This is a genomic window from Streptomyces sp. NBC_00820, assembly GCF_036347055.1.
Lineage (GTDB): Bacteria > Actinomycetota > Actinomycetes > Streptomycetales > Streptomycetaceae > Streptomyces.
The window spans coordinates 2,717,006-2,743,966 of sequence record NZ_CP108882.1 but is presented as its reverse complement, the minus strand read 5'-3'; the positions used below and the strand labels follow the sequence as shown (position 1 = coordinate 2,743,966).

At 73.3% G+C, this 26,961-nt stretch carries 21 protein-coding genes; 5 read left to right on the top strand and 16 right to left on the bottom strand.

Annotated features, from left to right (window positions below; all coding sequences use genetic code 11):
- Positions 1 to 153 precede the first annotated feature (153 nt).
- The 4 genes from OIB37_RS12530 to OIB37_RS12515 all read right to left on the bottom strand — a co-directional run bounded on the left by OIB37_RS12530 (position 154) and on the right by OIB37_RS12515 (position 4,847).
- Complete coding sequence (locus OIB37_RS12530; protein WP_330457666.1) at positions 154 to 1,605, bottom strand: carboxyl transferase domain-containing protein; 1,452 nt, start codon at positions 1,603 to 1,605, stop codon at positions 154 to 156.
- A complete protein-coding gene (locus OIB37_RS12525) occupies positions 1,598 to 3,070 on the bottom strand; it encodes an acyl-CoA synthetase (RefSeq protein ID WP_330457665.1) in 1,473 nt (490 codons plus the stop codon). The genes OIB37_RS12530 and OIB37_RS12525 overlap by 8 nt, the downstream gene beginning before the upstream one ends.
- Before the next feature lie 75 nt (positions 3,071 to 3,145).
- The gene (locus tag OIB37_RS12520; protein ID WP_330457664.1) at positions 3,146 to 3,763 is read right to left on the bottom strand and encodes an O-methyltransferase; all 618 of its coding nucleotides are present in this window, start codon (positions 3,761 to 3,763) and stop codon (positions 3,146 to 3,148) included.
- Between the two features lie 10 nt (positions 3,764 to 3,773).
- Positions 3,774 to 4,847 (bottom strand): MerR family transcriptional regulator, encoded by a 1,074-nt coding sequence (locus tag OIB37_RS12515; RefSeq protein WP_330457663.1) that lies wholly within the window; start codon positions 4,845 to 4,847, stop codon positions 3,774 to 3,776.
- A gap of 340 nt (positions 4,848 to 5,187) precedes the next feature.
- On the opposite strand from OIB37_RS12515, the gene OIB37_RS12510 reads away from it, so the two are divergent.
- Complete coding sequence (locus OIB37_RS12510; RefSeq protein ID WP_330457662.1) at positions 5,188 to 6,018, top strand: oxidoreductase; 831 nt, start codon at positions 5,188 to 5,190, stop codon at positions 6,016 to 6,018.
- Positions 6,019 to 6,029: 11 nt separating this feature from the next.
- Here the strand turns inward: OIB37_RS12510 and OIB37_RS12505 are convergent, their stop codons facing one another.
- Positions 6,030 to 6,626: a hypothetical protein gene (locus tag OIB37_RS12505; RefSeq protein WP_330457661.1), complete on the bottom strand. Its 597-nt coding sequence runs from the start codon at positions 6,624 to 6,626 to the stop codon at positions 6,030 to 6,032.
- A 131-nt stretch (positions 6,627 to 6,757) separates the two neighbouring features.
- On the opposite strand from OIB37_RS12505, the gene OIB37_RS12500 reads away from it, so the two are divergent.
- Both OIB37_RS12500 and OIB37_RS12495 read left to right on the top strand, forming a co-directional pair.
- Positions 6,758 to 7,531 carry an IclR family transcriptional regulator gene (locus tag OIB37_RS12500; protein ID WP_330457660.1) on the top strand — a complete coding sequence of 258 codons (774 nt, stop codon included), beginning with the start codon at positions 6,758 to 6,760 and terminating at the stop codon, positions 7,529 to 7,531.
- On the top strand, positions 7,528 to 8,379 hold the full coding sequence (locus tag OIB37_RS12495; protein WP_330457659.1) for an SMP-30/gluconolactonase/LRE family protein: 852 nt from the start codon (positions 7,528 to 7,530) through the stop codon (positions 8,377 to 8,379). The genes OIB37_RS12500 and OIB37_RS12495 overlap by 4 nt, the downstream gene beginning before the upstream one ends.
- 392 nt (positions 8,380 to 8,771) lie before the next feature.
- Here the strand turns inward: OIB37_RS12495 and OIB37_RS12490 are convergent, their stop codons facing one another.
- The 4 genes from OIB37_RS12490 to OIB37_RS12475 form a co-directional block, all read right to left on the bottom strand.
- On the bottom strand, positions 8,772 to 10,169 hold the full coding sequence (locus OIB37_RS12490) for an FAD-dependent monooxygenase (protein ID WP_330457658.1): 1,398 nt from the start codon (positions 10,167 to 10,169) through the stop codon (positions 8,772 to 8,774).
- Positions 10,162 to 11,391, bottom strand: coding sequence for an MAB_1171c family putative transporter (locus OIB37_RS12485; protein ID WP_330457657.1), 1,230 nt, complete (start codon positions 11,389 to 11,391; stop codon positions 10,162 to 10,164). Before OIB37_RS12485 ends, OIB37_RS12490 begins: the two co-directional genes overlap by 8 nt.
- Positions 11,388 to 12,011 (bottom strand): toxin-antitoxin system, toxin component family protein, encoded by a 624-nt coding sequence (locus OIB37_RS12480; protein ID WP_330457656.1) that lies wholly within the window; start codon positions 12,009 to 12,011, stop codon positions 11,388 to 11,390. The genes OIB37_RS12485 and OIB37_RS12480 overlap by 4 nt, the downstream gene beginning before the upstream one ends.
- A 246-nt stretch (positions 12,012 to 12,257) precedes the next feature.
- On the bottom strand, positions 12,258 to 15,227 hold the full coding sequence (locus OIB37_RS12475; RefSeq protein ID WP_330457655.1) for a glycoside hydrolase family 35 protein: 2,970 nt from the start codon (positions 15,225 to 15,227) through the stop codon (positions 12,258 to 12,260).
- Positions 15,228 to 15,577: 350 nt separating this feature from the next.
- Here OIB37_RS12475 and OIB37_RS12470 point away from each other — a divergent pair, with 350 nt between their 5' ends.
- The gene (locus tag OIB37_RS12470; protein WP_330457654.1) at positions 15,578 to 16,234 is read left to right on the top strand and encodes a DUF4360 domain-containing protein; all 657 of its coding nucleotides are present in this window, start codon (positions 15,578 to 15,580) and stop codon (positions 16,232 to 16,234) included.
- A 7-nt stretch (positions 16,235 to 16,241) separates the two neighbouring features.
- On the opposite strand, the gene OIB37_RS12465 is transcribed toward OIB37_RS12470, so the two are convergent.
- The 7 genes from OIB37_RS12465 to OIB37_RS12435 form a co-directional block, all read right to left on the bottom strand.
- Positions 16,242 to 18,113, bottom strand: coding sequence for a pyridoxal phosphate-dependent aminotransferase (locus tag OIB37_RS12465; RefSeq protein WP_330457653.1), 1,872 nt, complete (start codon positions 18,111 to 18,113; stop codon positions 16,242 to 16,244).
- A gap of 121 nt (positions 18,114 to 18,234) precedes the next feature.
- Complete coding sequence (mmsB, locus tag OIB37_RS12460; protein WP_330457652.1) at positions 18,235 to 19,479, bottom strand: multiple monosaccharide ABC transporter permease; 1,245 nt, start codon at positions 19,477 to 19,479, stop codon at positions 18,235 to 18,237.
- Positions 19,476 to 21,059, bottom strand: coding sequence for a multiple monosaccharide ABC transporter ATP-binding protein (mmsA, locus tag OIB37_RS12455; protein WP_330457651.1), 1,584 nt, complete (start codon positions 21,057 to 21,059; stop codon positions 19,476 to 19,478). The genes mmsB and mmsA overlap by 4 nt, the downstream gene beginning before the upstream one ends.
- 32 nt (positions 21,060 to 21,091) lie before the next feature.
- Positions 21,092 to 22,201 (bottom strand): multiple monosaccharide ABC transporter substrate-binding protein, encoded by a 1,110-nt coding sequence (gene chvE, locus OIB37_RS12450; protein ID WP_330457650.1) that lies wholly within the window; start codon positions 22,199 to 22,201, stop codon positions 21,092 to 21,094.
- 128 nt (positions 22,202 to 22,329) lie between these two features.
- Positions 22,330 to 23,298, bottom strand: coding sequence for a hypothetical protein (locus OIB37_RS12445; protein WP_330457649.1), 969 nt, complete (start codon positions 23,296 to 23,298; stop codon positions 22,330 to 22,332).
- Positions 23,299 to 23,429: 131 nt separating this feature from the next.
- Positions 23,430 to 24,464: a zinc-dependent alcohol dehydrogenase gene (locus tag OIB37_RS12440; RefSeq protein ID WP_330457648.1), complete on the bottom strand. Its 1,035-nt coding sequence runs from the start codon at positions 24,462 to 24,464 to the stop codon at positions 23,430 to 23,432.
- A complete protein-coding gene (locus tag OIB37_RS12435) occupies positions 24,461 to 25,618 on the bottom strand; it encodes a mandelate racemase/muconate lactonizing enzyme family protein (RefSeq protein ID WP_330457647.1) in 1,158 nt (385 codons plus the stop codon). Before OIB37_RS12435 ends, OIB37_RS12440 begins: the two co-directional genes overlap by 4 nt.
- A gap of 201 nt (positions 25,619 to 25,819) precedes the next feature.
- On the opposite strand from OIB37_RS12435, the gene OIB37_RS12430 reads away from it, so the two are divergent.
- Entirely contained in the window at positions 25,820 to 26,866 is a 1,047-nt protein-coding gene (locus OIB37_RS12430; protein ID WP_330457646.1) for an SCO2400 family protein, read from the top strand.
- The last annotated feature ends 95 nt before the right edge of the window (positions 26,867 to 26,961 follow it).

Genomic DNA, 26,961 nt, shown 5'->3' with positions numbered 1-26,961 from the left:
AACCCCGGGGCGTCGCGGCCGGCGGAGGGCTCCAGGTGTCGTACGGCGGCGCCACCTCGCGGTCCGTGCCCCTCGCCGCCGGGGCCGGGGCCGGGGCGGCTCGGTGACGTGCGAGACCGTCCGGGGGGTTGGGGCCGGACTGCCTGGCTCCCCTCAGGGGTGAGGGTGGGGGTGGTCCGCGGTGCCGACGATTCCGCGGACGACCCCCAGCTCCACCAGGTCCTGCGGCCGGATGCGCAGCTGTCCCGCCGTCGTCGCGGCCTCCTCCGGCGGGCGCTTGAGGATCGCCGCCGCGTGCTCCGGTGCGATCACCGAGAAGTAACTGTCCGGCGTGGCCCACGTGTTGCCGGGCGCGGCGAGCGCGAGCGCCCCGCCCGAGCCGCCCTCGCCGATCACGAGCGTCGTGACCGGCGTCCGTGCGGCGGCCACCGCCCCGAACACCTCGGCGATCGCCGCCCCGGCCCCCTGCCGCTCGGCCTCGGCGTCATGGGCGGCCCCCGGCGTGTCCACCAGCGTCAGCACCGGAATCCCGAGCCGGTCCGCGAGCCGGATCAGCCGGGCCGCCGTCCGGTACCCGGCGGGCCGGGTCGCCCGCCCGGTCTGCGCCGCGTACGCCACGGTACGGCCGTCCCGCTCGCCGAACCCGCAGAGCATGCCCTCGGGGTCCGAGCCCCCGCACCGGTCGCCGCAGAGGGCGACACGGCGGGTGAAGTAGGCGTCCAGGTAGGCGTGCGCGCGGGGGCGTTCGGGGCAGCGGGCCCTGCGGACGGCTTCCCAGCCGGTCGCGGGGAGGCCGGGGGCGGTGGGCGGGAGAGGGGCGGCGGAGGTGGGGAGCGCAGCTGGGACGGGGGCGGGAGCGGGAGCTGGGGGGACGGGGCCGTCGGGGGCACCGGCCCGTGCCGGGGACCGCTCGGCCCCGGTCCGCGTCCCGTCCGCGAGCAGCCGCAGCCACAGGCCCAGCGTGTCCCGCAGCCGGTCCATGGGCACCACCGCGTCGGCCGAACCCGCCGCCACCTGGGCCTCCGCCGTGTACGCGGCCGGGTCCGCGCCGGGCGGGCGGACCCGGGAGCCGGCGAAGCCCACCTGGGCACCGGGGAGGGCGAGGATCACATCGGCCCCGGCGCCGAGGGTGGCCCAGCCACCGCCGGTGGTCGGGTCCCGCAGCACCGCGATCTGCGCGAGGCCGGCCTCGCGGGTGAGCGTCGACTGTCGTGCCACGCGCTGGAGTTGGGTGAGTGCGCGCATCCCCTCCTGCATCCGGCTGCCGCCGGTGGCGATCAACGGCACGACGGGGAGCCGGTGTTCGCGCGCGTAGGTGTACGCCGCCTCCAGGCGGTCACCGGCGCGCTCGCCCAGTGAGCCGCCGAGGAAGCCGAACTCGAACGCGATCAGCACGGCCCGCGTGCCGTGGACGCGCGCGGTGCCGCAGACGACGGACTCCTCCTCGCCGGTGCGCTCGGCGGCACGGGCGCGCGAGGCGTCGTAACCCTGCCAGCCGAGCGGGCCGTCGGGTGGTGAGTCGCGTATGCGGCAGGGGAGTTCACGGAACTCCGAGTCGTCCGTGACCAGGGCCAGGATCTCCCGGGCCGACAGCCGTTCAGGCATCGGCGACCAGCGCCCGCTTCATGATCTTCCCCATGTCGTTGCGGGGCAGGGCGTCCAGTCGGCGCACCACGCGCGGCCGCTTGTGGGGGGCCAGGCGCCGCGCCACGTGATCGGCCAACTCCTCGTCGGACGGCGGCAGACCGGGGTCGGCCGGGACGATCCAGGCCACGATCCGCTCGCCCAGGTCCGCGTCCGGTTCCCCGGTGACCGCGGCCTCGCGCACCCCGGGGTGCTCCAGCAGCGCGTTCTCGATCTCGCCCGCCCCGATCTTGTAACCGCCGCTCTTGATCAGGTCGGTGGCCTTGCGGCCGACGATCCGTACGTAGCCGTCACTCTCGCGCACCGCCATGTCCCCGGTGCGGAACCAGCCGTCGGCGGTGAAGGCGGCGGCGGTCGCGTCGGGCCGGTTCAGGTACTCGGTGAACAGGTTCGGGCCACGCACCTGGATCTCACCGACGCTCTCCCCGTCGTACCCGGCGATCTCCGTGCCGTCCTCCTCCACGAGCCGCAGCCCGACCCCGGGCAGAGGTAGCCCGACGGTGCCCGCGCGGGCCTCGCCGTCGGCCCGCACGCTCGTGTTCATCAGGGTCTCCGTCATGCCGTACCGCTCGACGACCCGCCGGCCGGTCGCGGCCGCGATCCGTTCGTGGTCGTGCACGGGCAGCGCGGCCGAGCCGGAGACCAGCAGCCGGGCCCCGGCCAGGGCCTTGGCCAGCTCCGGGTCGTCCGGCAGGGCCTCGGCGATGCGGTGGTACATCGTCGGCACGCCGAACAGCATGGTCGCGCCGGAGTTCAGCTCGCGGGCCACACCCTCGGTGGTGAAGCGCCCCAGGTGCCTGACCGAACCGCCGCGCCGCAGCGGCCCGAGGACGCCCAGTACGAGGCCGTGCACATGGAACAGGGGCAGCCCGTGCACCAGCACGTCCGCGTCGGTCCACTGCCAGGCGTCGGCGAGCGCGTCCAGGGTCGAGGCGAGTGCCCGGCGCGGGATGACGGCGCCCTTGGGCGGGCCGGTGGTGCCGGAGGTGTAGACGATCAGCGCCGGGTCGCCGTCGCAGACGGGTACGTCCGGGGCGGTCCCGGTGCCGGACACGTCGACGTCCATCCGCTCCAAGCCGCTGAAAGCCGCGGGGAGTTCGGCACCCGGGGCGGCCAGCACCAGCGACGGGGCGCTGTCGGAGAGGATGTGCGCGAGTTCCTTCTCGCCCGACTTCGGGTTCAGCGGCACCGCGGGCACCCCGGCGAGCAGCGCGCCCGTCACCGCGACCGCGGTCTCCAGTTCCGGGGTCGCCCACACCGCGACACGGCCGTGCCCCTGGAGGCGGGCGGCGAGCGCGCCGGCGGCGGCGGCCAGGTCGCCGTACGTCAGCGTCCGCGGCCCGAACCGCAGGGCGACCCGGTCGCCCGGACCGTCCGCGCGGGCGGGGGACTGGCCGGGAGACAGGGCGGGAAAGAGGGAGGACACGCGGCGCACTCCTTCGCTGTGACTGAACCCGTGGCCGTGTTGGTGGTCGCGGCCACGGCTGACGACAACCCCTTCCTACACCAGTTCCCGCACCGGCGGCCTCGTCCCGACGACCGTGCTCAGGTCGGCCGCGAGACGCAGCTCGGTGGCGCGCAGGGAGGGATGCTCCAGCCAGTGCAGCCGGGCGAGGTCGAGAGCGCGCTCGTGGCGGGGCGGCCAACTCGCGGCCGGGGTGAAGTCGTCCACGACGACCGTCCCGCCGGGCGCCAGCAGCCGCTCGACGTCGGCGAACGTGTCCCCGGGCACCTTGCCCTGCCCGCCGCCGTCGAGCACGAGCAGGTCGAAGGGGCCGTACGCCTCGACGCGCCGCCAGTCGCCGCGAAGCACCTCCACCTGCGGGCTCCCCGCGAACACCCCGGCGGCGAGCCGGGCCCGCTCCGGGTCCCGCTCCACGCTGTACAGCCGTGTCCCCGGGGCGGCTCCCGAGGCCGGCCAGGCCGGCCCGACGCCGAGTCCGGTACCGGTCTCGGCGATGCGCGTCCGGGCGCCGCCCGCCAACACGCGCAGCAGACGGCCCTGTTCGGGGCGGCAGGAGTACGGGAAGTCCTGGGCGCGGGCGACGGCCAGCGCCTCCCGCACGAGAGGCGGGAGGCCGTCCTGATCGGCGTACGCGTCGGTGCCGTGAATCGCCACACGCTCACTTCTACCCGACGGGCACCGGCCCCGTGGAGACAACGACATCGGCCACGGCACAGCTCACGTTGTCGGGACCGCCCGCCGCGTTGGCCTCGTCGATCAGCGCCCCGACGGCGTCCTCGGCGGCGAGCAGCTCCTTGATCCGCCCGTCCGGGACGACCGAGGTCAACCCGTCCGAGCAGAGCAGGTACCGGTCGCCGGCCCGCGCCTCGTGCAGCCGCAGGTCCGGCAGCGGGGCCGCGCCGGAGCCGAGGGCCTTCAGCAGCAGGGCCCGCTGCGGATGACTGGCGGCCTCCTCCGGCGCCAGCCGCCCCTCGTCGATCAGGGACTGGACGACGCTGTGGTCGTGGGTGATCCGGAACAGCTCACCGTCCCGCAGCAGATACGCCCGCGAGTCCCCGATGTGCACGAGCGCCAGCTTCGGCCCCGCCCACAGCAGCGCGGTCAGCGTCGTGCCGGCCTGCTCCTCGCCGTCGGCCGCCAGCTCCCGTATCGCCTCGTCCGCTCCCCGTACGGCCTCCTCCAGCAGGTTCAGTACGCTGCCGGCGGCCGGCTCCGCTCCCTCGTCGAGGAACCGCAGCGACTCCACGGCGGCGCTGCTCGCGGGCGCCCCGGCCGGGCCGAAGCCGTCGGCCACGGCGAGCAGCCTGCGGCCCGCGTACACGGTGTCCTGGTTGGCGGGGCGGACGAGCCCCCGGTCGGACCGGGCGGCGTAACGCAGTTCCAGCATGGTGGTGGGGTCCCTTCGTGACTCTGTGGTCAGCTGGTCGACGAGGAACGCGGCGAGGTCCCGCCGTGCGGCCGTCTCCGCCTCGACACGCGCCCAGTAGGCGCGGATCTCCCGCGCGGCCCCGGCCGTGTCCAGGGCACACACCGTGCGGATCTCCGCCAGCGGCATGCCCAGCCTTCGCAGCCAGGCCACGAGCCGGGCCCGCGGCAACTGCTCGACGGCGTAGTACCGGTAGCCGGTGTCCGGGTCGACCCGGGCGGGCCGCAGCAACCCCAGCTCGTCGTACAGCCGCAGGGCCTTGGGGGTCAGCCGGCAGGCCTTGGCGAAGGCGCCGATCGTCAGCGGTTCCATGGGTACCTCGGCGTCATCAGGACCTCGCGTTCCTCGCTCGCCACCGATGCTGGGGCTTCACCGAAGGGGAAGGTCAAGAGGGCTGTCCGGTTCCGCGGGTTCGCGGCCCCGCGGGGGGCCGGCCGGGTCATGACCGATGGCTATCACCGTGGGTCTTGGACGGGCGACGGCTTCGGGCGGCAGGCTGAGGCGTGCCAGGAAGGCAGGGGCCGAAGCAGGGACCGGAGCAGGTGCCGCAGCACGTATCGGAGCGGGTACCGAAGCAGGTGCCGGAGCGGATACCGAAGCAGGTGCCGGAGCCGAGGCCTCACGAGGATCTACGGACTTGCGGGGAGTTGCCGTGAACAAGGTATGGCTGGTGACGGGTGCGAGCAGCGGCCTGGGCCGCGCGATCACGGAGGCGGCCGTCGCCGCCGGTGATGTCGTGATCGGTGCCGCCCGGCACACCGAGGGGCTCGACGACCTGGTCGCCGCCCATCCCGACCAGGTGGAGGCGCTGCGCCTGGACGTCACCGACACGGCCGCGATCGAGGCGGCCGTCCAGGGCGCGGTGGCCCGGCACGGGCGGATCGACGTGCTGGTCAACAACGCGGGACGCACCCATGTCGGCGCGGTCGAGGAGACCACCGACCAGGAACTGCGGGACCTGTTCGACCTGCACGTCTTCGGCCCGGCGGCCCTGGTGCGCGCGGTGCTGCCGCACATGCGGGAACGGCGCTCGGGCGCGATCGTGCAGATGAGCAGCATGGGCGGCCAGATGTCCTTCGCGGGCTTCGGGGCCTACAGCGGGACCAAGTTCGCGCTGGAGGGCATGTCCGAGGCGCTGGCCGACGAGGTGCGGGAGTTCGGCGTCAAGGTGCTGATCGTGGAGCCCGGTGGATTCCGGACCAAGCTCTTCGACGCCGGCCGGCCCGGGGTCAGCGCGGACTCCGGGGTGTACGCCACGGTGAGCCGGACCCGCGGTTTCCTCAGCGGAGACGAGGGCACCCCGCCCGGCGACCCGGCGAAGGCGGCCGCCGTCGTCCTCGCCGCGCTGGACGCTGAGCGGACCCCGCTCCGGCTGCCGCTCGGCGACGACGGGGTCGGCGCCGTCCTCACCCACCTCGACCAGGTCCGTGACGACATCGCCGCCTGGGAGAAGCGGTCCCGGGACACGGCCTTCGACGCCTGAGGCGGCCGCGCTCAGTCCCGGACCGCCGTCCGCTGCAGCAGCCCCCAGGTGAACTCGGCGGCTACCTCCCGCGGTACGCCGTCCCGGTCGGGCGCGGTGAAGGCCAGCCCCCACCGGGACGGTGCCGTCCCCTGCAGCGGGCGGGCCGGGGCGAAGGCGCGGGCGGCCTCGTCCACCGTGCAGGACCACGGGGTGAGGTCGTCCAGGGTGCGCAGGCCGGGGGCCGGGGCGTCCGGCGCGCGCACCAGCCACTCGTTCCAGACCGCGCCGTCGGGGGAGACCAGCACCTCGAAGCGCAGGTCGGGCCAGAGCGGCAGCGTCCACTGCCAGGCCTCGCAGTCGACGTCGCCGAGGCGGCGCGGGAGCACGGACTCCGGCCTGCCCAGCACCGAGCGGATGGGGGTCCCCCCTGTTCGAGCGGAGCCGAGAACTTGGGGGAGGGCGGCGGCGGACCGGGACCTGGGGGAGTGGACCATGGCCTGCCAGCGCCTGTTCGCCTCCCGCATGTCCGCGGCCGACGCGCCCAGCCGGTGCCGGGCCTCCTCCACCAGGTCCGGGTTGTGGTCGGCCATGCGGCGCAGCAGCACCAGCTGGAAGTCGAGATCCATGCCACCCATGGTGCCCGTCCCGGGCGCGGCCGTTGCCCGTGTACTCCACCCTGGCTAGCCTGTGTTCGTCATGCCGATCACCTGTTGAAATCTCGAACGCAGGTTCCTTAGACACAAGGGAGGGGCTGGACGTGGGACGCCTCGTGCCCGCCGTGACCCGGGCTCTGGACATACTCGAGCTGTTCCTCGACGGGGACGGGACACTCTCCGCCCCCGACATCGTGCGCCGGCTCGAACTGCCGCGCACCACCGTGCACGAACTCGTCACCACACTCGCAGCCCGCTCGTACATCGTGCCCGCGCCCGGACAGCCCGGCCGGTACCGGCTCGGCGTCCGCCCCTACCAGCTCGGCAGCCGTTACGCCGAGCAGCTCGACCTCGCGGCCGAGGGCCGGCAGGTCGCCCGCTCGGTCGCCGAGACCTGCGACGAGACGGTGCACGTGGCCATCCTCGAGGACACCGACGTCATCTACATCGCCAAGGTCGACTCCACGCACGCGGTGCGCATGGTCTCCGCCGCGGGCCGTCGCCTCCCCGCCCACTGCACGTCGGTCGGCAAGATGCTGCTGGCCGCGCTGCCCGAGGGGGAGCTGGCCGAGCGGATCCCGGACGGCACCGCACTGACCGCGATGACCCCGAACAGCATCACCGACCCCGCCGTCCTGCGGACCGCTCTCGCGGAGATCCGCCGCCGGGGCGTCGCCGTGGAGAACCGCGAGTCCAACCCGGACGTCAGCTGCGTGGCCGCGCCGGTGCGCGACCGGGCCGGGCAGGTCGTCGCCGCCCTGTCCATCTCCGTCCCGATGATCCGCTGGAGCGACGAACGGCGCGCGGAGCTGGAGCAGTTGGCCGCGAAGGGCGCGGCGGAACTGTCCGAGCGGCTCGGACACCGGGGGGCGGCATGACGGGCTACGAGGTCGCGGTACGGGCGGAGGCGGCACTCGGCGAGGGCCCGACCTGGGACTCGGCGACCGGGCGCCTGCTCTGGGTGGACATCCTGGGCATGCGCGTGCACACCTACGACCCCGCCACCGGCCGCCGCACGGTCCGTACGACGGAGCAGCACGTCGGCGCCGCGAAGCCTCGCGCGGGCGGCGGCCTGGTGCTGAACCTGCGGGACGGCGTCGGCCTGCTCGACCCCGACGACACCTTCCGCTGGCTCCACCACGAGCCCGTCCCCGGCCGCCGCGCCAACGACGCCGCCGTCGCCCCCGACGGCTCCCTCTGGGCCGGCACCATGCGCTACGACGAGGCACCTGGAGGCGGCACGCTGAGCCGGCTGACCGGCGCCGGCACGGTGGAGACCGTGCCGGTGGACGTCACCGTCAGCAACGGGACGGGCTGGAGCCCGGACGGCCGCCTGATGTACTACGTCGACAGCCCCACCCGGCGCGTCGACGTCTTCGACCACGACGGTGACGGCGGCGGCATCCGCAACCGGCGCCCGCTGGCCGAGATCGAGGAGGGCGCGGGCTATCCCGACGGGCTCACGGTCGACGCGGAGGGGTGTGTCTGGGTCGCCCTGTGGGACGGCGGAGCGGTCCGCCGCTACACGCCCGCCGGCAAGCTGGACCGGGTCATCACCCTCCCCACCCCGCGCACGACAGCCTGCGCCTTCGGCGGCCCCGACCTCACCGACCTCTACGTCACAACAGCCCGCGAAGGCCTCCCCACCTCCGACCCCCTCGCAGGCTCACTCCTGATCATCCCCAACACATCCCAAGGCCTCCCCCAACCCCCCTTCCCCACCTGAATCCCCGGCCGCCGCAAGGGGCGCGGGGAACTGCGCGCCCAACCACAACGGACCCGCACCCGAAAACGAACAACCCCGGCCCGCCCCCGGCCGACCCGCCCCCCAACCCCCCAAGGGGCGCGGGGAACTGCGCGCTCAGCCACGACGGACCCGCACCCGACCGGGGAAAACCCCGGCCGCCCCGACAGCCAACCCGCACCCCAACCCCTTAAGGGGCGCGGGGAACTGCGCGCCCAGCCACAACGGACCCGCACCCGACTGCGGAAAACCCCGGCCGCCCCCCAGCCGACCCGCCCCCCAACCCCCCAAGGGGCGCGGGGAACTGCGCGACCGGCCACAACGGACCCGCACCCGAAAGCGCCTCCAAAAAAGGCCCCCCAAGGCCCCCCGACCTACCGAACCCCCGCCGCCTCCCACTCCGCCAAACTCAACGGCGGCCCAGCCAAAGGCTCCTTCACCGGCCCCACCGCGGCAGCCAAAAGCACGGCAGGCGACAGCAAACTCTCCGCCCCCCGCTGCAACGACGTCACGTCGGTCATACGCCGCGCGATGCGCCCGTTGCCCGTGGCGGTGTACAGCAGACGGTCGACGTACGCGGAGAGCACCCGGTCCCGCAGGGTGGGACCGGCCTCCGTGGCACCGGGGTAGAAGACGTCCGAGCCGATCGCGAGATCCCAGCCCGCCCGCACCGAGCGCCCGACCGCCTTCTGGACGTGCCGCGACAGCCCGGCCGCACCGACCCCGCCCCGCCGCAGCGCCACCTCACGCAGCGCCAGCGCGGACTGCGCGGCGAGCGCCATCCCGTGCCCGTACACCGGGTTCAGCGCGCACACCGCGTCCCCGAGGACCACGAACCCCTCCGGCCAGCGCGCGGCCCGCTCGTAGAAGTGGCGGCGGTTGGCCGTGGTCCTGGTGACCGTCACCCCGCTCAGTGGTTCCGCGTGCGCCAGCAGCTCCCCGAGCAGCGGATGCCGCAGCCGGTCCAGGGCGTACGGGAGGAAGTCCGCCTCCTCGGCGGGCAGTTCGTCGCCCCGGCCGCCGATGAGGGTGACGAGCCACTTGCCGTCCTCGACCGGAAGCAGCACACCGCCCCGCCCGGTCCCCGAACCCCGGGGATCGGGGGCGATGTTGACGACGGGGAAGCCCTCCCGTGCACCCTCGGGCGCCCGGAACAGCCGGCTGGCGTACCCCAGTCCGGAGTCGACCTCCCGCCGCTCGGCCGCGGGCAGCCCGAGGCCGGCCAGCCAGTGGGAGGCACGGGAGCCGCGCCCGGTGGCGTCCACGACCAGGTCGGCCGGCAGGGTGCGCTCGGCGCCGTCGTGGGGGAGCACCCGCACCCCGGTCACCGCCCGCCCCGTACCGGTCGGCCCGACCGCCTCGGCGCGCTCCACCAGCTCGATCCGGTCGTCGGCCAGCACGAGTCGGCGTACCACCCAGTCCAGCAGGTCCCGGCCGGCGGGCAGCATGTACGCCGACTCCTCCCACCGCCGGTACCAGCCGTACGGCGACAGCCCGACCATGTCCGTCGTCATCGGCACCCGGCGGACCCCGGCCGCCAGCAGCCCCTCCACCGCGCCGGGCAGCAGCTCCTCCAGCGCCCGCGCGCCGCCGGACCACAGCTGGTGCACATGCCGGGCCTGCGGCAGCCCCTTGCGCGGCTCGGGCCCCGCGGGCAGCGCGTCCCGCTCGACGACGGTCACCCGGGCGCCGGCCGAGGCAAGGGCGCGGGCCGCGAGCAGACCGGCGAGGGAGCCGCCGAGCACGACGGCCGTGGACTTGCGTTCACTCATGTACGGCAACGCTCTCTGCTGGGGCGGCCGCACGCGCGCGGACCGCCGCGATGTCCTCGGGACGGCGGAGGGCTCGGGAGACGGCCCCGATCTCCTTGAGGAGGTGCGTGGTGTCGGGCGCGGCGGCCGCGTCCGGCGGTTCCGGCGTACGGGCCCTGGCGTCGACCGCGTCGAGGATCCCCACCGCCCGGGCCAGCGCCCGGGCCCGCCGGGGCGGGTGGCCGAGGGCGAGCGCGGCGTCGTAACACCGCTCGCTCAGCGCGGTGTCGATGTGCCGGGCCAGCGGCAGCAGCACGTCCCGGATGAACGTCTCGCGCCGGATCAGCCGCAGTTCGGGCGTGGCCCGCAGCACGAACGGCACGCCCTCGCCGGTCGCGGACCGCATCAGCTGGTACAGCGGCCGCAGTTCGCGGTGGGCGAGCCGGATGCGCCAGCGGTCGTGCAGGTACTGGCCGGCGTGCGGAAGGATGAAGCCGACGGCGATCAGGATGGCGGACAGCGCGGCCACGGGCGGTGCGAGGTCGGTGCTCAGCCAGTCCAGGTTCCGCCCCAGCCAGCGCGCGCCGACGGCGACCAGCTTGGCCGCGTCGAAGACGAGGTTCACCACATAGCCCACGCCCAGCAGCTTCAGCCCCCAGCGCAGCCACGCGTCCAGGCCCTCGGTGCGCACCCAGTTCCACAGCAGCCTGGAGGTGATCACGCAGGCCACGGCGTGCGCGACGAGGTAGAGCAGGATCTCCTCGCGCATGAACGGGGTGGTGGCGTAGTAGGTGTCCAGGTCCCGCAGCCGTTCCACGGGCGCGTCGGCGAGCCAGAACAGCACCCACAGGGCGACGATCACCCCGCAGTACGCCGACACCACCCGGCGTGTCGCCCGCCGGGTCACCGGTGAACGGTCGGCGGGGCCGTTGCGCCAGGTGACGATCAGCAGCAGGCAGGAGCCGCAGAACGCGGTGAGCAGCGAATAGCACCAGGGCGCCGAGATGTTGGGCACGCCGGTCAGCCGGTTCACCCGGGCGATCGTGGAGGGCGTGCAGAACACGAAGACGGCCAGGGCGAGCAGCAGCAGTCCGCCGACCGCGCGCAGCAGCGGGTCCCGCCACAGGCGGATGATCGTGGGCAGCTTGATGACCAGGGCCGCGCCGAGCACGGCCGTCGGTATCCAGAAGGAGATGTAGAACTCGCCCAGTAACGCGGGGGCGTTGAACGCCGACGAGGTCACCGGGCGGCTCCTTGGCGTCCCCGGTAGCCGAGAGAGCGCTGGACGGGGTGCAGGGGTGTGTCCGGGCCCGGCGCCCGGTCCGTGAGGCAGTGCCGGAACAGGGCGGCCAGGCGGTGTCCGAAGTCCTCGGCCGCCGCCTCGTCGGACTCCCGTGAGCCGTTGCGGGCGGCGACGGTCAGCGCCGGGTCACGCCAGCCGGGCGTGTCGGCGAACGCGCGGGCGACCGCGTCCCCGGCCGGGTGGTGGTGCCGGTGCCCGGCGTGCAGATGCCACAACTCGTGTCCCAGGATGACGAGTCGCTGCACCGCCTCGGCGCGTTCCTCCACGATGACCAGGTCGAAGTCCTGGAACTCCATCCACAGGCCGGTGACCTCGATCTCGTCCGGGAAGCGCTCGAAGCGCAGTTCCACCGGACGGCCGTCCCGCCGCGCGCTCATCTCCTCGCACAGCGCACGGCACAAGTCCTCGACCCCTACGGGCTGCCGGGGCCGGGCGCGTACGGCGGCGGCGAGCGCGGCGGCCAGCGAGCGTCCGGCGGGGACCGGGCCGGAGCGGCGCAGGCACGCGGCCAGCCGTGCGGTCAGGCGTGCCGCCCGCCGTCGCGCGCCCGCGATGACCATCCGTCCCCCTTCGCGCCCGCCCCTGTGCGGACCGTCCGAGCGTACGCGGCCGAGTGTGTCCACGTCATGCCATCCGGGGCTGTTGTTCCGGCCGGTGCCGCGACCGCCGCTCCGGCCGCCGCGCGGGGAGGAACCACCGGCGAGCGGCGTCCGCCGCGCACCGCCGGCCACCCGCCGCGCCCACCCTGCGTCAGCGGGCCTCGGCGGGCCTCAGCGACGTCAGCCACGCCGGCGACCTCAGCGACCTCAGTGCCCCGGCGACAGCACCGGCGTCACCGGCACGCCTCCCGCCGTCCGCCCCAGCAGGGTCAGGCTCACCTTCCCCGGCCCGGACAGTGTCGTGAACTCCGACAGCACCGCCAGCGCCAGGGTGTTGGTGCCCCGGGTGCGCAGGATGCCGCCTGGCAGGACGAAGGTGTGCTGCGGGCCGACGTTGTTGATGTACTGGCCCATGTTCCAGCCGTTGAGGAAGATCTGCGCCCGGTAGGCCCGGTACGGGTCGTCCTCCAGGGTCAGCCCGACCGAGGCGTCGACGTCCCGCGGCACCGACAGCCGGAAGGTTGTCCGGTACCAGGTCACGCCCTGCCGCCGCTCGGCCCGGGGGAAGGTCACCGCCTGCCAGTCGGGGTCGGGGAAGCCGGGCAGGTGCCAGCCCTCGCGCTCGCCGTACAGGCCGCCGTTGTTCAGCGGTCCGCGCACCGGGTCCGCGCCCGTCTCGCCCTGGATCCGCCAGGCCACCTTCGGCGTGGCCCCCTTGAAGACGGCCGCGGTCAGGCCGCGTGCCACCTTGTGGGTGTCCAGCGCCTTGCCGTCCTGGTCGTGCTGCATGCGCCGCACGAGGACCGACAGGACGTGCCGGCCGGACGAGCGCAGCCGCTCCCGCACGGGGAAGACGGCGGTCGCGTCCCAGCTGCCCTTGCGGATGGTCGTGTCCTTGTCGGGCACCGGCATCCGGTGGGTTCCCAGCGGCTCCCCGTCCAGCCACGCCATCAACAGGCCCTGCGTGCCGGTGGTGTAGGCGAGCGAGACCTCGTCGATGCCGGTGGTGTCGTCGAAGGTGCCGCGGTACCAGACGTCGCCGTAGTGGAACCCGTAGTCGTCGGCGAACAGCACCGGCCCGCCACGCGGGACCGGAGTGACGCTGTACGACGACGTCTTGTCGGCGGCCCGCCACGACGAGTCGTCGAAGCCCGGGCCCGCCTCCGGGTTCTCCGTGCGCATCCGCCACCGGCCCAGCGGGGGCAGCACCACCTCGGGCACGCCGGGCACCGGGCCGGTCGTCATCAGGCTGCCGGAGACGGTGATCCGGGTCGGCACCTTCCGTCCGTTCCACACCAGGTCCGTGACGCCGCGCGGGCCCCACACCTCCAGGCCGGCCGCCGTGTCGAGGTCACCCGTCAGGTGCACCTCGGAACCGCGCAGTTCGGCGTGGCGCAGCAGCTTGGGGCCGTACACCAGCAGGGTGCCGGACGGGGTGTCGTAGGGGAACAGGCGTACGGCGGTGGCGTCGTCGGCGAAGAGCACCAGCAGCGGGACGTCGCTCTCGCCCTGGGCGACCAGTATCCGGGTGAGGCCTTCCTGCCCGAGGGGCGCGTTCATGTGGAGTTCGTTGCCGTCGTAGGCCCAGGCGCCCTCCGGGTCGAGCCGCTGGACGAGCGGCTCCACCGGGCACTTCAGGACCATGTCCGCCATGTCGCCCCGGCGCCCGGTGAACACGGCGATCTCCAGCCGCCCGGCCGTCAGGTTCATCATGGGCTGCGCGGTGCAGTACTTCATCGTCCGCCTGCCCAGCGACAGCCCGGTGGCCAGCATGCGGGCGTCGCGCGCGGGCACGGTGATCCGCAGCGGGCCGGCGTCCGTGGGCAGCTCGGTGGTGACGGACTCCGTGCCGTCGTTGCGGGCCACGTACACGTGGGTGCCGGTGTCCGGGTTGGTCAGGTGGTAGACCTTCAGGCCCTCCGCGTGGACCTCCGCCGCCCGGTCCAGCCGGGCGAAGTCGGGCACGCGCTGGAGCAGATGCCCGAGCTGGTGCATCGGGGCGATCTTCTCGGTGACGTTGCGGGCCTCGTCGATCGCGGCCCCGTAGTCGTACGACGTGTAGACCACCGGCGCGGGCAGCCAGCCCCAGGACGTGCCGCCGAAGGTCATGTACACGTTGTGCAGGGTGAGCCCGTTGGCCAGGTTGGTCAGGTAGAAGCGCCGCTCGTAGGCGGAGTCCCGGGTGCGCCGCGACTCGGCGTAGCCCAAGCCGTCGAACCAGGCCCCGCCCCACGGGTCGAACCAGCCGCCCCCGAACTCGGGCACGAACCCGGGCGTGCGCGGGGAGGCCGTCGCCCCGCCCGTCGGCCCGCCGTGCCCGAAGTGCCCCCAGTCCGGAGGGGTCTGGGACGGCGAGGGATACCCGTCGAACCCGTACAGCCAGCCGTCCCTCTCCCCGCCCGTGTCGAACGAGCCGGGGACCCAGTAGCCGTTGCGGCCCTTGTCGTTGTGGAAGAGGGGGACGTCGATCCCGTCCTGCCTGGTCCTGCGGTACAGGTGGGACATGTAGTCCCGGCCGGCCGGCTCCTTGACGTGGGAGTCGTACTCGTTCTCGATCTGGTAGAGCAGGATCGTTCCGCTGCCCTCGGTGAACAGGTGCCGTCGGGCGATCCGGTTCACCTGCGTCAGCCACTCGTCGGCGTACCGCAGGTAGTCCGGGTCGGCCGTGCGCGCGACACCCTTCGTCGCCGTCAGCCAGCCCGGGAAGCCGCCGCCGTCGACCTCGGCGTTGATGTACGGGCCGGGGCGCAGGATGACGTACAGCCCGGTCTCGGCGGCCGTGCGCAGGAACAGGTCGAGGTCCCGGACGCCGGAGAAGTCGTAACGGCCGGGGGCGGGGGAGTGGTAGTTCCACGACACGTAGATGCTCACGGCGTTGTACCCGTGCGCCCGCATCTTCTGCAGCACGTCCCGCCACAGGGACGGGCTCGGCAGCCGGAAGGGGTGCATCTCGCCGGACCACAGGACCAGCCGCCGCCCGTCCACGAGCAGGGAGTGCGCGTCGTATCCGACGGTGTGCCGCTTGCCGTCGGCGCGCGGCGGGGCGGGCGCCGGACCGGTGGGCACGCTGCGGGCCGCGTACGCCGGGGACACCCCCGGACCGCCGCTGCCGCCCAGGGCGAAGCCGAGCGCGGCCGAGCCGGCCAGGGCACTGAAGGTACGTCTGTCAAGCGCCAAGGTGGATCCTCCCGGGCGATCTTACGGGGGCGGGGGTCCGGCCATTCTCCATGGAGCGGCCGCCCGTGACGCGCGTGAGGGGCCCGGCGCGGGCGGATTACGCGGTACGGGCGGTACCCGCGCGGTCCGTACGGCAGGGTGACGGCCCGGTGAAGACGGAGGAAACGGCCACCGTGCGCGGCGGAGCGTGAAAAGCCGGTTGTGAATGGCCGGAGTTCGGCCTCCCGCCCGGTGGCGGGGCTTCCTAGGCTTCCCCTGCCTCCACTCCCTTCACAGGTTCCGCACAGGTTCTTCAAAGTTCAACGGAGGGGGCGGAGGCCGAACCCCCCACTCCACAACCGGGAGAAACCATGACTGGTGGGCTCCTCCTGAGCGGCGCGGCCGCTCTCCTCGCCACGGCACTGCCCGCACCGGCGTCCTCCTCGCCCGTCTTCGACGACCCGCCCTCCGACAAGATCGTCATCGATGTCGCGACGGTGAACGGCTCCGGCTGTCCCCAGGGCACGGCCGCGGTGGCCGTCTCCCTGGACAACACCGCGTTCACGGTGACCTACAGCGACTACCTCGCCCAGGCCGGCGGCGGCTCCGACCCCACGGCCTTCCGCAAGAACTGCCAGCTCAACCTGGTCGTGCACGTCCCGCAGGGCTTCACCTACGCGATCGCCAGCGCGGACTACCGCGGCTTCGCCTCGCTCCAGCCGGGCGCGAGCGGCACCCAGAAGGCCTCGTACTACTTCCAGGGCTCCCCGAGCACCGCCGCGAAGACCCACCCCTTCGCCGGTCCCTACAACGACGACTGGCAGGCCACCGACAACACCGACTGGGCCCAGCTCGTCTGGGCGCCCTGCGGCGTCCTGCGCAACTTCAACATCAACACCGAGATACGGGTGAACGCGGGCAGCACGGCACCGGGCAAGGTCAGTTTCATGACGATGGACTCGACCGACGGGGACATCAGCACCGTCTACCACCTGGCCTGGCAGGAGTGCCCCGGCGCCCGGGAGTGAGCGGCCGTCAGCCGGCCACCTCGCCCATCCCCGCCGCGTTCGGCCAGCTCTGCGCGTCGGGCCAGCCCGTCGCCGGGGCCGGGGCGAGACCGACGGGCGGCGGCGCGGCCGGCATCCCCGGAGCCGTCATGCCCCGCACCTGAGCCGCGGTGAGCCCGCCGCGGGCCGGGACGCCCGGCGGGGTGCGCCCGTTCTGGACGGCGGCGGCCGGCACCGGCACCGGAACGCCCACCGGGGCGGCCGGGGCCGGAGCGGGCGGCGCGGCGACCGGAGCGGGGGCCTGCAGGGGCGGTACGACGGCGGTCGCGAGCGGGACCTGCGCGGGGAACGGGGCGAGGGCCGGCGCGGGGCCCGGCGGCAGCTGCATCGGTATCGCGGCCACCGGCTGCTGGGCCGGTATCGCGGCCATGGCGGCCATCGCCGCCATCGGCTGCTGTGCCGCGACCGCCGCCGGCTGCTGCATCGCGGCGACCGCGGCGGGCTGCTGCATCGGCGGGGCCGTCACGGGCACCGGCTGCTGCGGTGGCACCCCCTGAGCTGTCGCCGGCACCGGCATCGCGCTGCCGGGCGGTGCCGCGGCGGCGGTGAGCGGCATGCCGGTGCCGGCGGGCGGGGCGTCGGCGAGCCCCGGGGCGGGGGCCGCCGCGCCGGCCTGCGGGGCCAGTCGCACGCCGGCCCCGTTGGTCGTGCCGACCAGCCGGTCGACCGCCGCCGTACCCGAGCTGTAACTGGTCCCGGCGCCCAGCTCGGGTACGGCGGCTCCCCTCCTGGGCTCGTAGAGCACCGACTCCAGGCCGGACACCAGGCGTCGCACGTCGACCTGGGGGCGCACCACGAGCCGCAGGAAGCGGCTGGAAGAACCGATCTTGTTGCCGCACTCGCGGACCAGGATCCGGTGCTCGGTGAGCATCCGGTCCCGGACCACGGTGCCCTCGGCGCCCACGGGAAGGCGCACGAAGAGGAAGTTGCCCTGCGAGGGGTAGACCGTGAGGCCGGGCAGGGCGGAGAGGTGGCCGGCCATGTCCAGCCGGTCGCGGCGCACCTGCAGCAGGCTCTGCGCGTACTCGGTGCCGTGCTCGCGCAGCATGAACACCACGTGCTCGGCGAACGAGTTGAGGTTCCACTTGGGGAGCATGGAGCGCACGCGGCCCGCCAGGGACGGGTTGGCGACCATGTAGCCGAAGCGGATGCCGTGCAGGCCGAAGTTCTTGCCGAGGCTGCGCAGCACGATCACGTTGGGCCGCAGCATCGCCTCCTGCACGACGCTCGGCTCGGCCTCCGCGTCCGCGAACTCCAGGAACGACTCGTCCACGATCACCAGGTCCAGGTCGGCCATGGCGTCCATGAACTGCACCACCGACTGCTTGCGCAGATAACCGCCGTCGGGGTTGTTCGGGTTGCAGATGACCGCGACGCGCGTGCCGCGTGTACGGATGAACTCGGCGTACTGGCCGAGGTCCAGCGCGAAGCCGTTCGCCTCCTGGAGCGGGAACATGTCGACCCGCTTGCCGGTCTCCATCGGCTGGTCGGTCCAGCGGCCGAAGGTGGGGACCGGGATCGCCAGGGACTCACGGACCAGCAGATGGTCGATCCAGGTGATCAGCTCGGTCGAGCCGTTGCCCATCGCCACGCACTGCGGCGGAAGCCGGAGCAGGCCGCACAGTTCGGCGGTGATGGTGTCGGCGCCGCTCGGGTAGTACGTGATGATCTCGCGCAACCGGGCCGCCATGTCGTCGAACATGGCGGGCGTGGGGAAGTAGGGGTTGCACGGGATGCAGAAGTCCACCGGGCCCGTCCCGTCGCTCTCCCGCGTCAGCGCCGCCATCGACGGGCTGTGCGCCGCTGTGCTGCGGAACAACGCGGTGACGTTGTCAGGCAAGGCAACCTCCGTCGAAGGGTGGCCCGTGCGGGGGAGCACGGGCCACCCATGGATACGGAGGCGGCAGGGGTGTCGTTCAACTCCGGGGGTACGTGAGCCTGTTCACATCGCCCCGGCCGTTCTACCCGCCCGACCTGCGCTTGTTCCACACGTCGAACCCGACCGCCACCAGCAGGGCGACGCCCTTGATGACCTGCTGCCAGTCGGTGCCGACGCTCAGCAGGTTCATGCCGTTGTTCAGCACACCGAGGACGAGACCGCCGATGATGGCGCCGAGGACGGTGCCGACCCCGCCGCTCATGGACGCGCCGCCGATGAACGCCGAGGCGATCGCCTCCAGTTCGAAGTTGACGCCCGCCTTCGGCGAGGCCGCGTTCAGCCGGGCGGCGACCACCAGTCCGGCCAGGGCCGCGAGCACGCCCATGTTCAGGAAGACGCAGAAGGTGACCTTCCTGTCCTTCACCCCGGACAGCTTGGCCGCCGGCAGGTTGCCGCCGATCGCGTAGACGTGCCGGCCGAACACCGCGTTGCGCATGAGGTAGCCGTAGCCCGCGACCAGCACGCCGAGGATGATCAGCACGATCGGGGCACCCTTGTAGCTGGCGAGCAGAAGGGTGAGCGCGAGGACGGCCGAGACCAGGGCCGTCAGCTTGAGCAGGAACAGGCGCGTGGGCGGCACCTCCAGGGCGAACTCCCGGTGCCGGCGCCGGTCACGGACCTCCTGGCGGACCACGGCCGCGATCAGGACGAGCCCGAGCAGCAGGGTGAGGTTGTGGTAGTTGGTGTCCGGACCGGTCTCCGGCAGGAAGCCGTTGCCGAGCTTCTGCAGGCCGTCCGGGAAGGGGCCGAGGGTCTGCCCCTTCAGCAGGATCTCCGTCATCCCGCGGAAGAGGAGCATCCCGGCGAGCGTGACGATGAAGGACGGTATGCCGAGATACGCGATCAGGAAGCCCTGGACCGAGCCCGCCGCGGCCCCCACCAGCAGACACAGCACCAGCGCGAGCGGCCAGGGCATCCCGTGCTGCACGGTCAGTACGGCCGCGAAGGCGCCGGTGAACGCCGTCAGCGAGCCGACCGACAGGTCGATGTGCCCGGCGATGATCACCAGCATCATGCCGATCGCGAGGATCAGGATGTAGCTGTTCTGCAGCACCAGGTTGGAGACGTTGCGCGGCAGCAGCAGGTCCCCGTCGGTCCAGATCGCGAAGAGGACCACGATCAGGCCGAGCGCGATCAGCATCCCGTACTGGCGCATGTTGCGGCGCAGGCCGTCCAGCATCAGCCGGAGCATGCCTTCCCCGGGCGCCGGCCCGCCGCCGCCCGGCGGCGCGGGCGCCGGGTCCGTCGCGGTCACGTCCGTGCTCACGGCGTCACCTCTCCGTCCTCGCTCGGGTGGCGCGTCGGCGCGCCCTTGTCCTTGGTCATCAGGCGCATCAGCGCTTCCTGGGTCGCCTCGGCCCGCGGCACCTCACCGGTCAGCCGCCCGGCGGCCATCGTGTAGATGCGGTCGCACATGCCGAGCAGTTCGGGCAGTTCGGAGGAGATGAAGACGACCGCCTTGCCCTCGGCGGCGAGTTGGTCGATGACGGTGTAGATCTCGTACTTGGCGCCGACGTCGATGCCGCGCGTGGGCTCGTCCAGGATCAGCACGTCCGGCCCGGCGAAGATCCACTTGCTGAGGACGACCTTCTGCTGGTTGCCGCCCGACAGCTTGCCTGCCGGTTCGAAGACGGTCGGCGCCTTGATGTTCATGGTCCGGCGGAAGCCCTCGGCGACCCGCCTCTCCTCGTGCTCGTCGACGATGCCGCGCCGGGCCACCTTGTCCAGCGCGGTCAGCGAGATGTTGCGGTGGACGGTGTCGATGAGGTTGAGGCCGTAGTGCTTGCGGTCCTCGGTGACGTAGGCGATGCCGTGCCGGACCGCCTCCGCGACGGTCCGGGTGCGGATCTCCGCGCCGTCCTTCAGGACCGTGCCGCCCCCGTACCGGCCGTAGGAGCGGCCGAAGACGCTCATCGCCAGTTCGGTGCGGCCGGCCCCCATCAGGCCCGCGATCCCGACGATCTCCCCGCGGCGGACGTGCACGGACACGTCGTCCACGACCTTGCGCTGCCGGTCGATCGGGTGGTGCACGCTCCAGCCGCGGATCTCCAGTGCCGGTGGCGCGTCCCGTGCGGGCCGGTGCGGGGTGCGTTCGGGGAAGCGGTGGTCGAGGTCGCGGCCGACCATCCCGGCGATGATCCGTTCCTCGGTCGTGCCCGGCGCCCTGACGTCGAGGGTCTCGACGGACCGGCCGTCGCGGAGGATCGTCACCGAGTCGGCGACCCGGCGGATCTCGTTCAGCTTGTGCGAGATGACGATCGAGGTGATGCCCTGCGTCTTCAACTCCAGGATCAGATCGAGGAGTTTGCCGCTGTCCTCGTCGTTCAGGGCCGCCGTCGGCTCGTCCAGGATCAGCAGCTTCACCGACTTCGACAGCGCCTTCGCGATCTCCACGAGCTGCTGCTTGCCCACGCCGATGTCGGCGACGCGGGTCTCCGGATGGTCGTGCAGCCCGACCCGGCGCAGCAGCGCGGTGGCGTGCCGGAGGGTCTCCCGCCAGTCGACGATGCCGTGCCGGGCGTGCTCGTTGCCGAGGAAGAGGTTCTCCGCGAGCGAGAGGTACGGCACCAGCGCCAGCTCCTGGTGGATGATGACGATGCCGTCGCGCTCGCTGGCCCGGATGTCCCGGAACCGGCAGACCTCGCCCTCGAAGAGGATCTCGCCCTCGTAACTGCCGTACGGGTGCACGCCGGAGAGCACCTTCATCAGGGTGGACTTCCCGGCGCCGTTCTCCCCGCAGACGGCGTGGACCTCGCCCCGTCCGACGGTCAGGGTGACGTCCGACAGCGCCGTGACACCGGGGAAGGTCTTGCCGATCGCGCGCATCTCCAGGACGGGTCCCGCCATGGTCGTGCCTTCCGATTCGTAGGGGCGGGGGCTTACTTGAGCTCGGACTCGGTGTAGTAACCGCCGTCGACCAGCACCTGCCGGTAGTTCGCCTTGTCGACGCTGACCGGCTGCAGCAGGTAGGCGGGCACGACCTTGGTGCCGTTGTCGTACGTCTTGGCGTCGTTGACCTGAGGCTTCCTGCCCTTGAGGGTGTCGTCGACCATGGACGCGGCGACCTTGGCCAGCTCGCGGGTGTCCTTGTAGACGGTCTGCGTCTGCTCACCGGCGATGATCGACTTCACCGAGGCCAGCTCGGCGTCCTGCCCGGTGACGACCGGCAGCGGCTTGCCGGCCGAGCCGTAGCCGTCCGACTTCAGCGCCGACAGGATGCCGATGGAGATGCCGTCGTACGGGGAGAGCACCGCGTCGACCCGGCCGCTGCGGTAGGAGGAGGTGAGGACGTCCTCCATCCGGTGCTGCGCGGTGGTGCCGTCCCAGCGCAGGGTGGTGACCTTGTTCAGCGCCGTCTGCCCGGACCTGACCACCAGCTGCTTCTTGTCGATGTACGGCTGGAGCACGCTCATCGCGCCGTTGAAGAAGTACTTGGTGTTGTTGTCGTCGTTGGAGCCGGCGAACAGCTCGATGTTGAACGGGCCCTTCTTCCCGCCGTCCAGGCCGAGCTTGTGCACGATGTACGAGCCCTGCAGCCGGCCGACCTTCTCGTTGTCGAACGAGGCGTAGTAGTCGACGTTCTTCGTGCCGAGGATCAGACGGTCGTAGGCGATGACCGGGATGTGCGCGTCCGCGGCCTCCTGGAGCACGTTGTTCAGGGACTTGTTGTCGATCGCCGCGACGATCAGCCCCTTCACCCCCTGCGTGATCAGGTTCTCGATCTGCGAGACCTGGGTGTCGGGGTTGTCCTCGCCGAAGACCAGCTTGGTCTTGTACCCCTTGGCCTGGAGGTTCTTGACGACGTTGGCGCCGTCGGCGATCCAGCGTTCGGAGGACTTGGTCGGCATCGCGATGCCGATCGTGCCGCCCTTGGCGTCGCCGCCCTTGTCCTTGCTGCCGCCCTCGCTGTTCTGTCCGCAGGCGGTCAGGGCGAGGGAGAGCGCGGCGGCCGTGGCCGTCGCGGTGAGTACGGCTCTGCGGTTGCGCATGATGATCCGTCCTTTTTCGGTTCGTCTCGGCGTGGGGCGGGAGCGCGTTCTTCGTCGGTCTCGGTGTGGGGGCGGAAGGCGTGCCGCTTCGCGCCGGCGGGGTTACGCCCCGCGGCGCGGCGGGGGAGTCACTCGGTGACGGGGAAGCGGTCGAGGGGGCCGGGCAGCCGGGAGCCGAGCGGGGCCATGCCGCCGTCCGCGCCGTGCCGGGCGAGCAGGTCCAGGGCGAGCCGGCCCCGGCGCACCCGCTCCCGGGCGGTCTCCAGGGTCAACGCCCGCAGATGGGCGCCCCACGGGTAGATGCCGGGGGCCCTGGACAGGCCGAACTTCAGATAGAGCGGCGCGCCGCGCCGGATCAGCTCGGCGACCTCGTACATCCGGACATAGCCGCCGAGGTCGTCGGGGGCCTCGATGTACATGTCCATGGGCGCGCCGGACACCCGCCGGATCTCGGTGAGATGGGCCAGCGTCAGATCGCTCGGCACGTTGACCGAGTCGGCGCCGAGCCGCTCGAACACCGCGTACGCGGCCGGGTTGACGGGCCCGATGAGCGCGGAGACCTTCAGCGTCGTGTCCGCCGGGATGATCCCCGACCGCCGCGCCCGGTGCAGTGTCCACAGCACGCCCTCGTCCGCCACCAGCAGGCACTTCACGCCCAGCTCGGTGGCGCGTACGGCGTCTTCGACGCACCCGGCGACCGCGTCGTGACCGCGGGCGCGCAGCCCGGCCCCGCGCGAGTCGGAGCGCACCGAGCCGCCGGTGTCCCAGGTGCCGCGCGGGCCGGTGAACAGGCACAGCTCGATGTTCCGGGCGGCGGCCGCCCCGGCCATCTCGGTGATCTCCGCGTCGGTGAGCATCCACACGCCGCTGCCCTGGCTGATCCGGTGGACCGGCACGTCCAGGCGCGCGCTCTCCTCCAGGATCACCGCCAGAGCCTCGGGCCCCTCGCACGAGGGGATCTCGGTGCGCCAGCTGCCGCCGCCCGGGAAGCGGTGGGCGGAGGCGTCGGCGGGATCGAGCGCGGGGTGGCCCAGCCCGAGCGCGGCGAGCACCTGCTCGCCGGGCCTGCGGGCCGCCGGGGCGTAAGCGTCGGTCACAAGCTGTCCTTCGCGTTCGGTATACCGGACAAGGTTCGAGATCACGGGTGTGGCGGGCCACGGGAGACCGTGGGTGGGGCACGGGAGGCCGCGGGGCGGCCCGGTGGTACGCCGGCCGGGCGCGGTTCAGGTCACCCCCGGCCGGCGTACGGCTGAGGCCGCAGCAGCACCTTGCCCACCCCCGGGTCGCCGGCCCCCACCAGCTCTACGGCCCGCGCGAACGCGGTCAGCGGCAGCTCGTGCGTGACCAGGGCGAGCGGGTCGAGGAGTCCGGCGGCGAACATCCGTACCGCGTGCGCCCAGGCCTTTGGCGGCGCGCCGAACACCGTGCGCACCTCCAGCTGCCGTACGACGAGAGCGGTCGGGTCGAGTCCGTCCGCGCCCGGCGCCGGGATGCCGGTGAGCACCAGCCGTCCGCCGCGCCGCAGGAGGGAGGCGGCGGTGCGCGCGGCGGACGCGGACCCGGCGGCCTCGATCACGACGTCGAAGTCGTCCGGCAGCTCCTGGTCCGCGGTCCGGAAGTCGGTGGCACCGAACCGCCGTGCCAGGTCCGCCCGTTCCCGGCCCGCCCCCACCACCAGCAGCTCGGCCGGTGAGACCGCCGCGAGGAACTGCGCGGCGAACATGCCGAGCGTGCCCGTGCCGACCACCGCGACCCGCTCGCCCGGCCGGGCCCGCGCCTTCAGCGCGGCGGCGGCGACACACGCGGCCGGCTCCAGCAGGGCGGCGGCGGTGAGGTCGGTGCCGGCGGGCAGTGGGTGCAGCAGCCGGGCGGGCAGGGTCAGCGTGGTGGCCATGGCGCCCGGCCGGGTGAAGCCGGTCTCCTCGTACCCGGCCGTGCACAGCGTGGTCTCGCCCGCGTGACAGCGTGCGCACACCTGGCAGTTGCGAAAGCCCTCCCCGACGACCTCGCGGCCGGTCAGGCTCTCCGGCACCCCGGGGCCGACCGCGCGCACGGTCCCGGACCACTCGTGGCCGGGGACGAGCGGGTAACGCACGTACCCCGCAGGCCGGTTGCCCTGGTACAGCTCGCGGTCGCTGCCGCAGACGCCCACCGCGTGCACGGCGACCAGCGCCTCGCCGGGACCGGGTGCCCGGGGCGTGTGCTCCTCGATCCGGTGCGTGCCCGGCCCCTCGACCAGGACCTGGGAGCCGCCGGCGCTCACTTCGCGCCCTTCGGCCTGCGCTGCTCCCAGCCCTCGGCCCACAGGTCGAACCGGGCCTGCTGCTGCGGGAACTCGGCGGCGGCGTCGGTGTCCAGCTCGACTCCGAGGCCCGGCGCGTCGGAGAGGTGGAAGTAGCCGTCCACGACCTCGGGGGCGCCCTTCACCACCTTCTTGATCTCCGCGTCCGCGAAGTCGTTGAAGTGCTCCAGGATCTTGAAGTTCGGTGTGCTGAGGCCGAGGTGGAGCGAGGCGGCGGTCAGCACGGATCCGCCCACGTTGTGCGGGGCGACGAGCATGTAGTGGGCCTCGGCGGCGGCGGCGAGCTTGCGTGTCTCCCAGAGGCCGCCGATGTGGCCGACGTCCGGCTGGATGATGTCCGCCGCCTGGCTCTCGAACAGCTCCCGGAACTCGATCCGGTCGTGGACGCGCTCACCGGTGGCGAGCGGGACGTCCACCTTGGCGGCGACCTTCTCCAGGGCCTTGAGGTTCTCCGGCGGCACCGGCTCCTCCAGCCAGGCGGGGTCGAAGGGCGCGAGTTCGCGCGCCAGCCGTACCGCGGTGGCCGGGGAGAAGCGGCCGTGCATCTCCAGCATCAGCTCGGTGCCGGGACCGACGGCGTCCCGCACGGCCTCGACCAGCGAGACGGCGTACAGGGTGCGCTCGTGGTCCAGCTCGAAGTGGCCGGTGCCGAAGGGGTCGATCTTCAGCGCCCGGTACCCGCGCGCCACGACCTGCCGGGCGGCCTCGTGGTAGGCCTCCGGGGTCCGCTCGGTCGTGTACCAGCCGTTGGCGTACGCCTTCACCCGGTCGGTGACCCTGCCGCCCAGCAGCTGCCAGACCGGCACGCCGAGGGCCTTGCCCTTGATGTCCCAGCAGGCCATCTCCACGACCGCGATGCCCGACATGACGATCTCGCCGGCCCGCCCGTAGTCGCCGTACTTCATCCGGCGCACGAGATCCTCGATCGCGAACGGGTCCGAGCCGAGCACGTGGTTGGCCTCGGCCTCGCGCAGATAGCCGATCAGCGCGTCGGTGCGGCCCAGCATCCGGGTCTCGCCGACCCCCGTGACGCCCTCGTCGGTGTGCACCTGGACGTACGTCAGATTGCGCCACGGTGTGCCGACCACGTGCGTGCTGATTCCGGTGATGCGCACGGCAGTTGCCTCTCGCCCGTTCGATATTTCGTCACCCGTTCGAAATGCTGGCGCGACAGTAGGGATGGGGCGGGGAGGGTGTCAATGGGGCGAACGGGAAACGCTTCGGGGGCGGATTGCGAGATCCCTCGCCGTCCCGCACCAAACCTTCACAGCGGTGCCTAGGAAAGTTACCGGCGGGGAATCTAGTCTTCCCGCGTCATGGACTACTGCCAGCCGTGCCGACGGCACCTCAACGGCGCTCTGGCCTGCCCGGGCTGCGGCGCGTCGGCGCAGACGCCCGCCACCCCCGCGGGCATCCCCGTCGCGCACGGGCACGCGGGCACGGCGGCCGCCCCCTACGGACAGGCGGCCCACAGCGGCGCCCCGGCGGAGGGTCACGGCGGCGCCCACACCGGACCCGCCGGCGACCACACCGGACCCGCCGCTTACGCCGGCCACGGCGGCTACGGCGACGCGACGCCGCCGGCCGCCCCCAGGGTGCCCCGGCAGGGCGGCGCGCCCGACACCGGGCGCGACACTTCCGGGGGCGAGGACGCGTACGCGCGCGACGGCGCCTCCGAGGCCGGCCACGGCGCCGACGGCGGTGACACGTACGACGACGCGCCCGATGACGCGTACGGCGGCGCGCACGACGGCACTCCGGACGACGCCTACGACGACACCGCGGACGACGGCGACGACGGCGACGACGACGGCGGCGGCGCGCGCCGCTCGGGCCGGCGGCAGTCCGGCGCCGACGGCAGCCGCCGCGACCGCAAGGCCGCCGCGCACCGGCGCCGCCGCCGTCGTACCGTCCTGATCACCGCGGGCTTCGTACTGGCGGCGGGCGGTCTGAGCCTCGCCGAACTCGGCGTGGACGCCCCCTTCTCCACCGGTGCCCCCGCCGCCTCCGGCGACGCCTCGCCCGAGAGCGACGACGCCTCCACCGCACCCGACCCCACGGCCTCCGCCGCGAACGGCACCTCGGGCACCGCCGGCCGGGACGCCTCGACGGCCTCCCCGGACGCCTCGGCCTCGGCCTCCGCCTCCAAGTCCCCCAAGGACGAGGCCTCCGGATCCCCCGATCCCTCGAAGAAGGCCGAGCGGCAGTCGGCCACTACGGCCCCGGGCGCACCGGCGGGCACCCCGGCCGCCCCGGTGACCACCCCGCCGCCCGCCCCGACCACCGCCCCGGCCACGCCGGATCCGACACCGGACCCGTCCCCGACGGAGAAGTGCGACCGGTTCCTGTGGTGGTGCACGTAGGACGGTGTGACCGGTCCTCACCGGCCGCACATCCGTGCACCATCCGCCATCCGGGGCATCGGTGTCACCAACCGGGCTCAGGCGCGGTTGAGTCG

Bases quoted from the DNA above. Each gene is read 5' to 3' on its own strand.
- OIB37_RS12530 (WP_330457666.1), bottom strand. From the start codon at position 1,605: ATGCCTGAACGGCTGTCGGCCCGGGAGATCCTGGCCCTGGTCACGGAC.
- OIB37_RS12515 (WP_330457663.1), bottom strand. From the start codon at position 4,847: ATGGAACCGCTGACGATCGGCGCCTTCGCCAAGGCCTGCCGGCTGACC.
- OIB37_RS12505 (WP_330457661.1), bottom strand. From the start codon at position 6,626: ATGGATCTCGACTTCCAGCTGGTGCTGCTGCGCCGCATGGCCGACCAC.
- OIB37_RS12495 (WP_330457659.1), top strand. From the start codon at position 7,528: ATGACGGGCTACGAGGTCGCGGTACGGGCGGAGGCGGCACTCGGCGAG.
- OIB37_RS12490 (WP_330457658.1), bottom strand. From the start codon at position 10,169: ATGAGTGAACGCAAGTCCACGGCCGTCGTGCTCGGCGGCTCCCTCGCC.
- OIB37_RS12480 (WP_330457656.1), bottom strand. From the start codon at position 12,011: ATGGTCATCGCGGGCGCGCGACGGCGGGCGGCACGCCTGACCGCACGG.
- OIB37_RS12470 (WP_330457654.1), top strand. From the start codon at position 15,578: ATGACTGGTGGGCTCCTCCTGAGCGGCGCGGCCGCTCTCCTCGCCACG.
- mmsA (WP_330457651.1), bottom strand. From the start codon at position 21,059: ATGGCGGGACCCGTCCTGGAGATGCGCGCGATCGGCAAGACCTTCCCC.
- chvE (WP_330457650.1), bottom strand. From the start codon at position 22,201: ATGCGCAACCGCAGAGCCGTACTCACCGCGACGGCCACGGCCGCCGCG.
- OIB37_RS12430 (WP_330457646.1), top strand. From the start codon at position 25,820: ATGGACTACTGCCAGCCGTGCCGACGGCACCTCAACGGCGCTCTGGCC.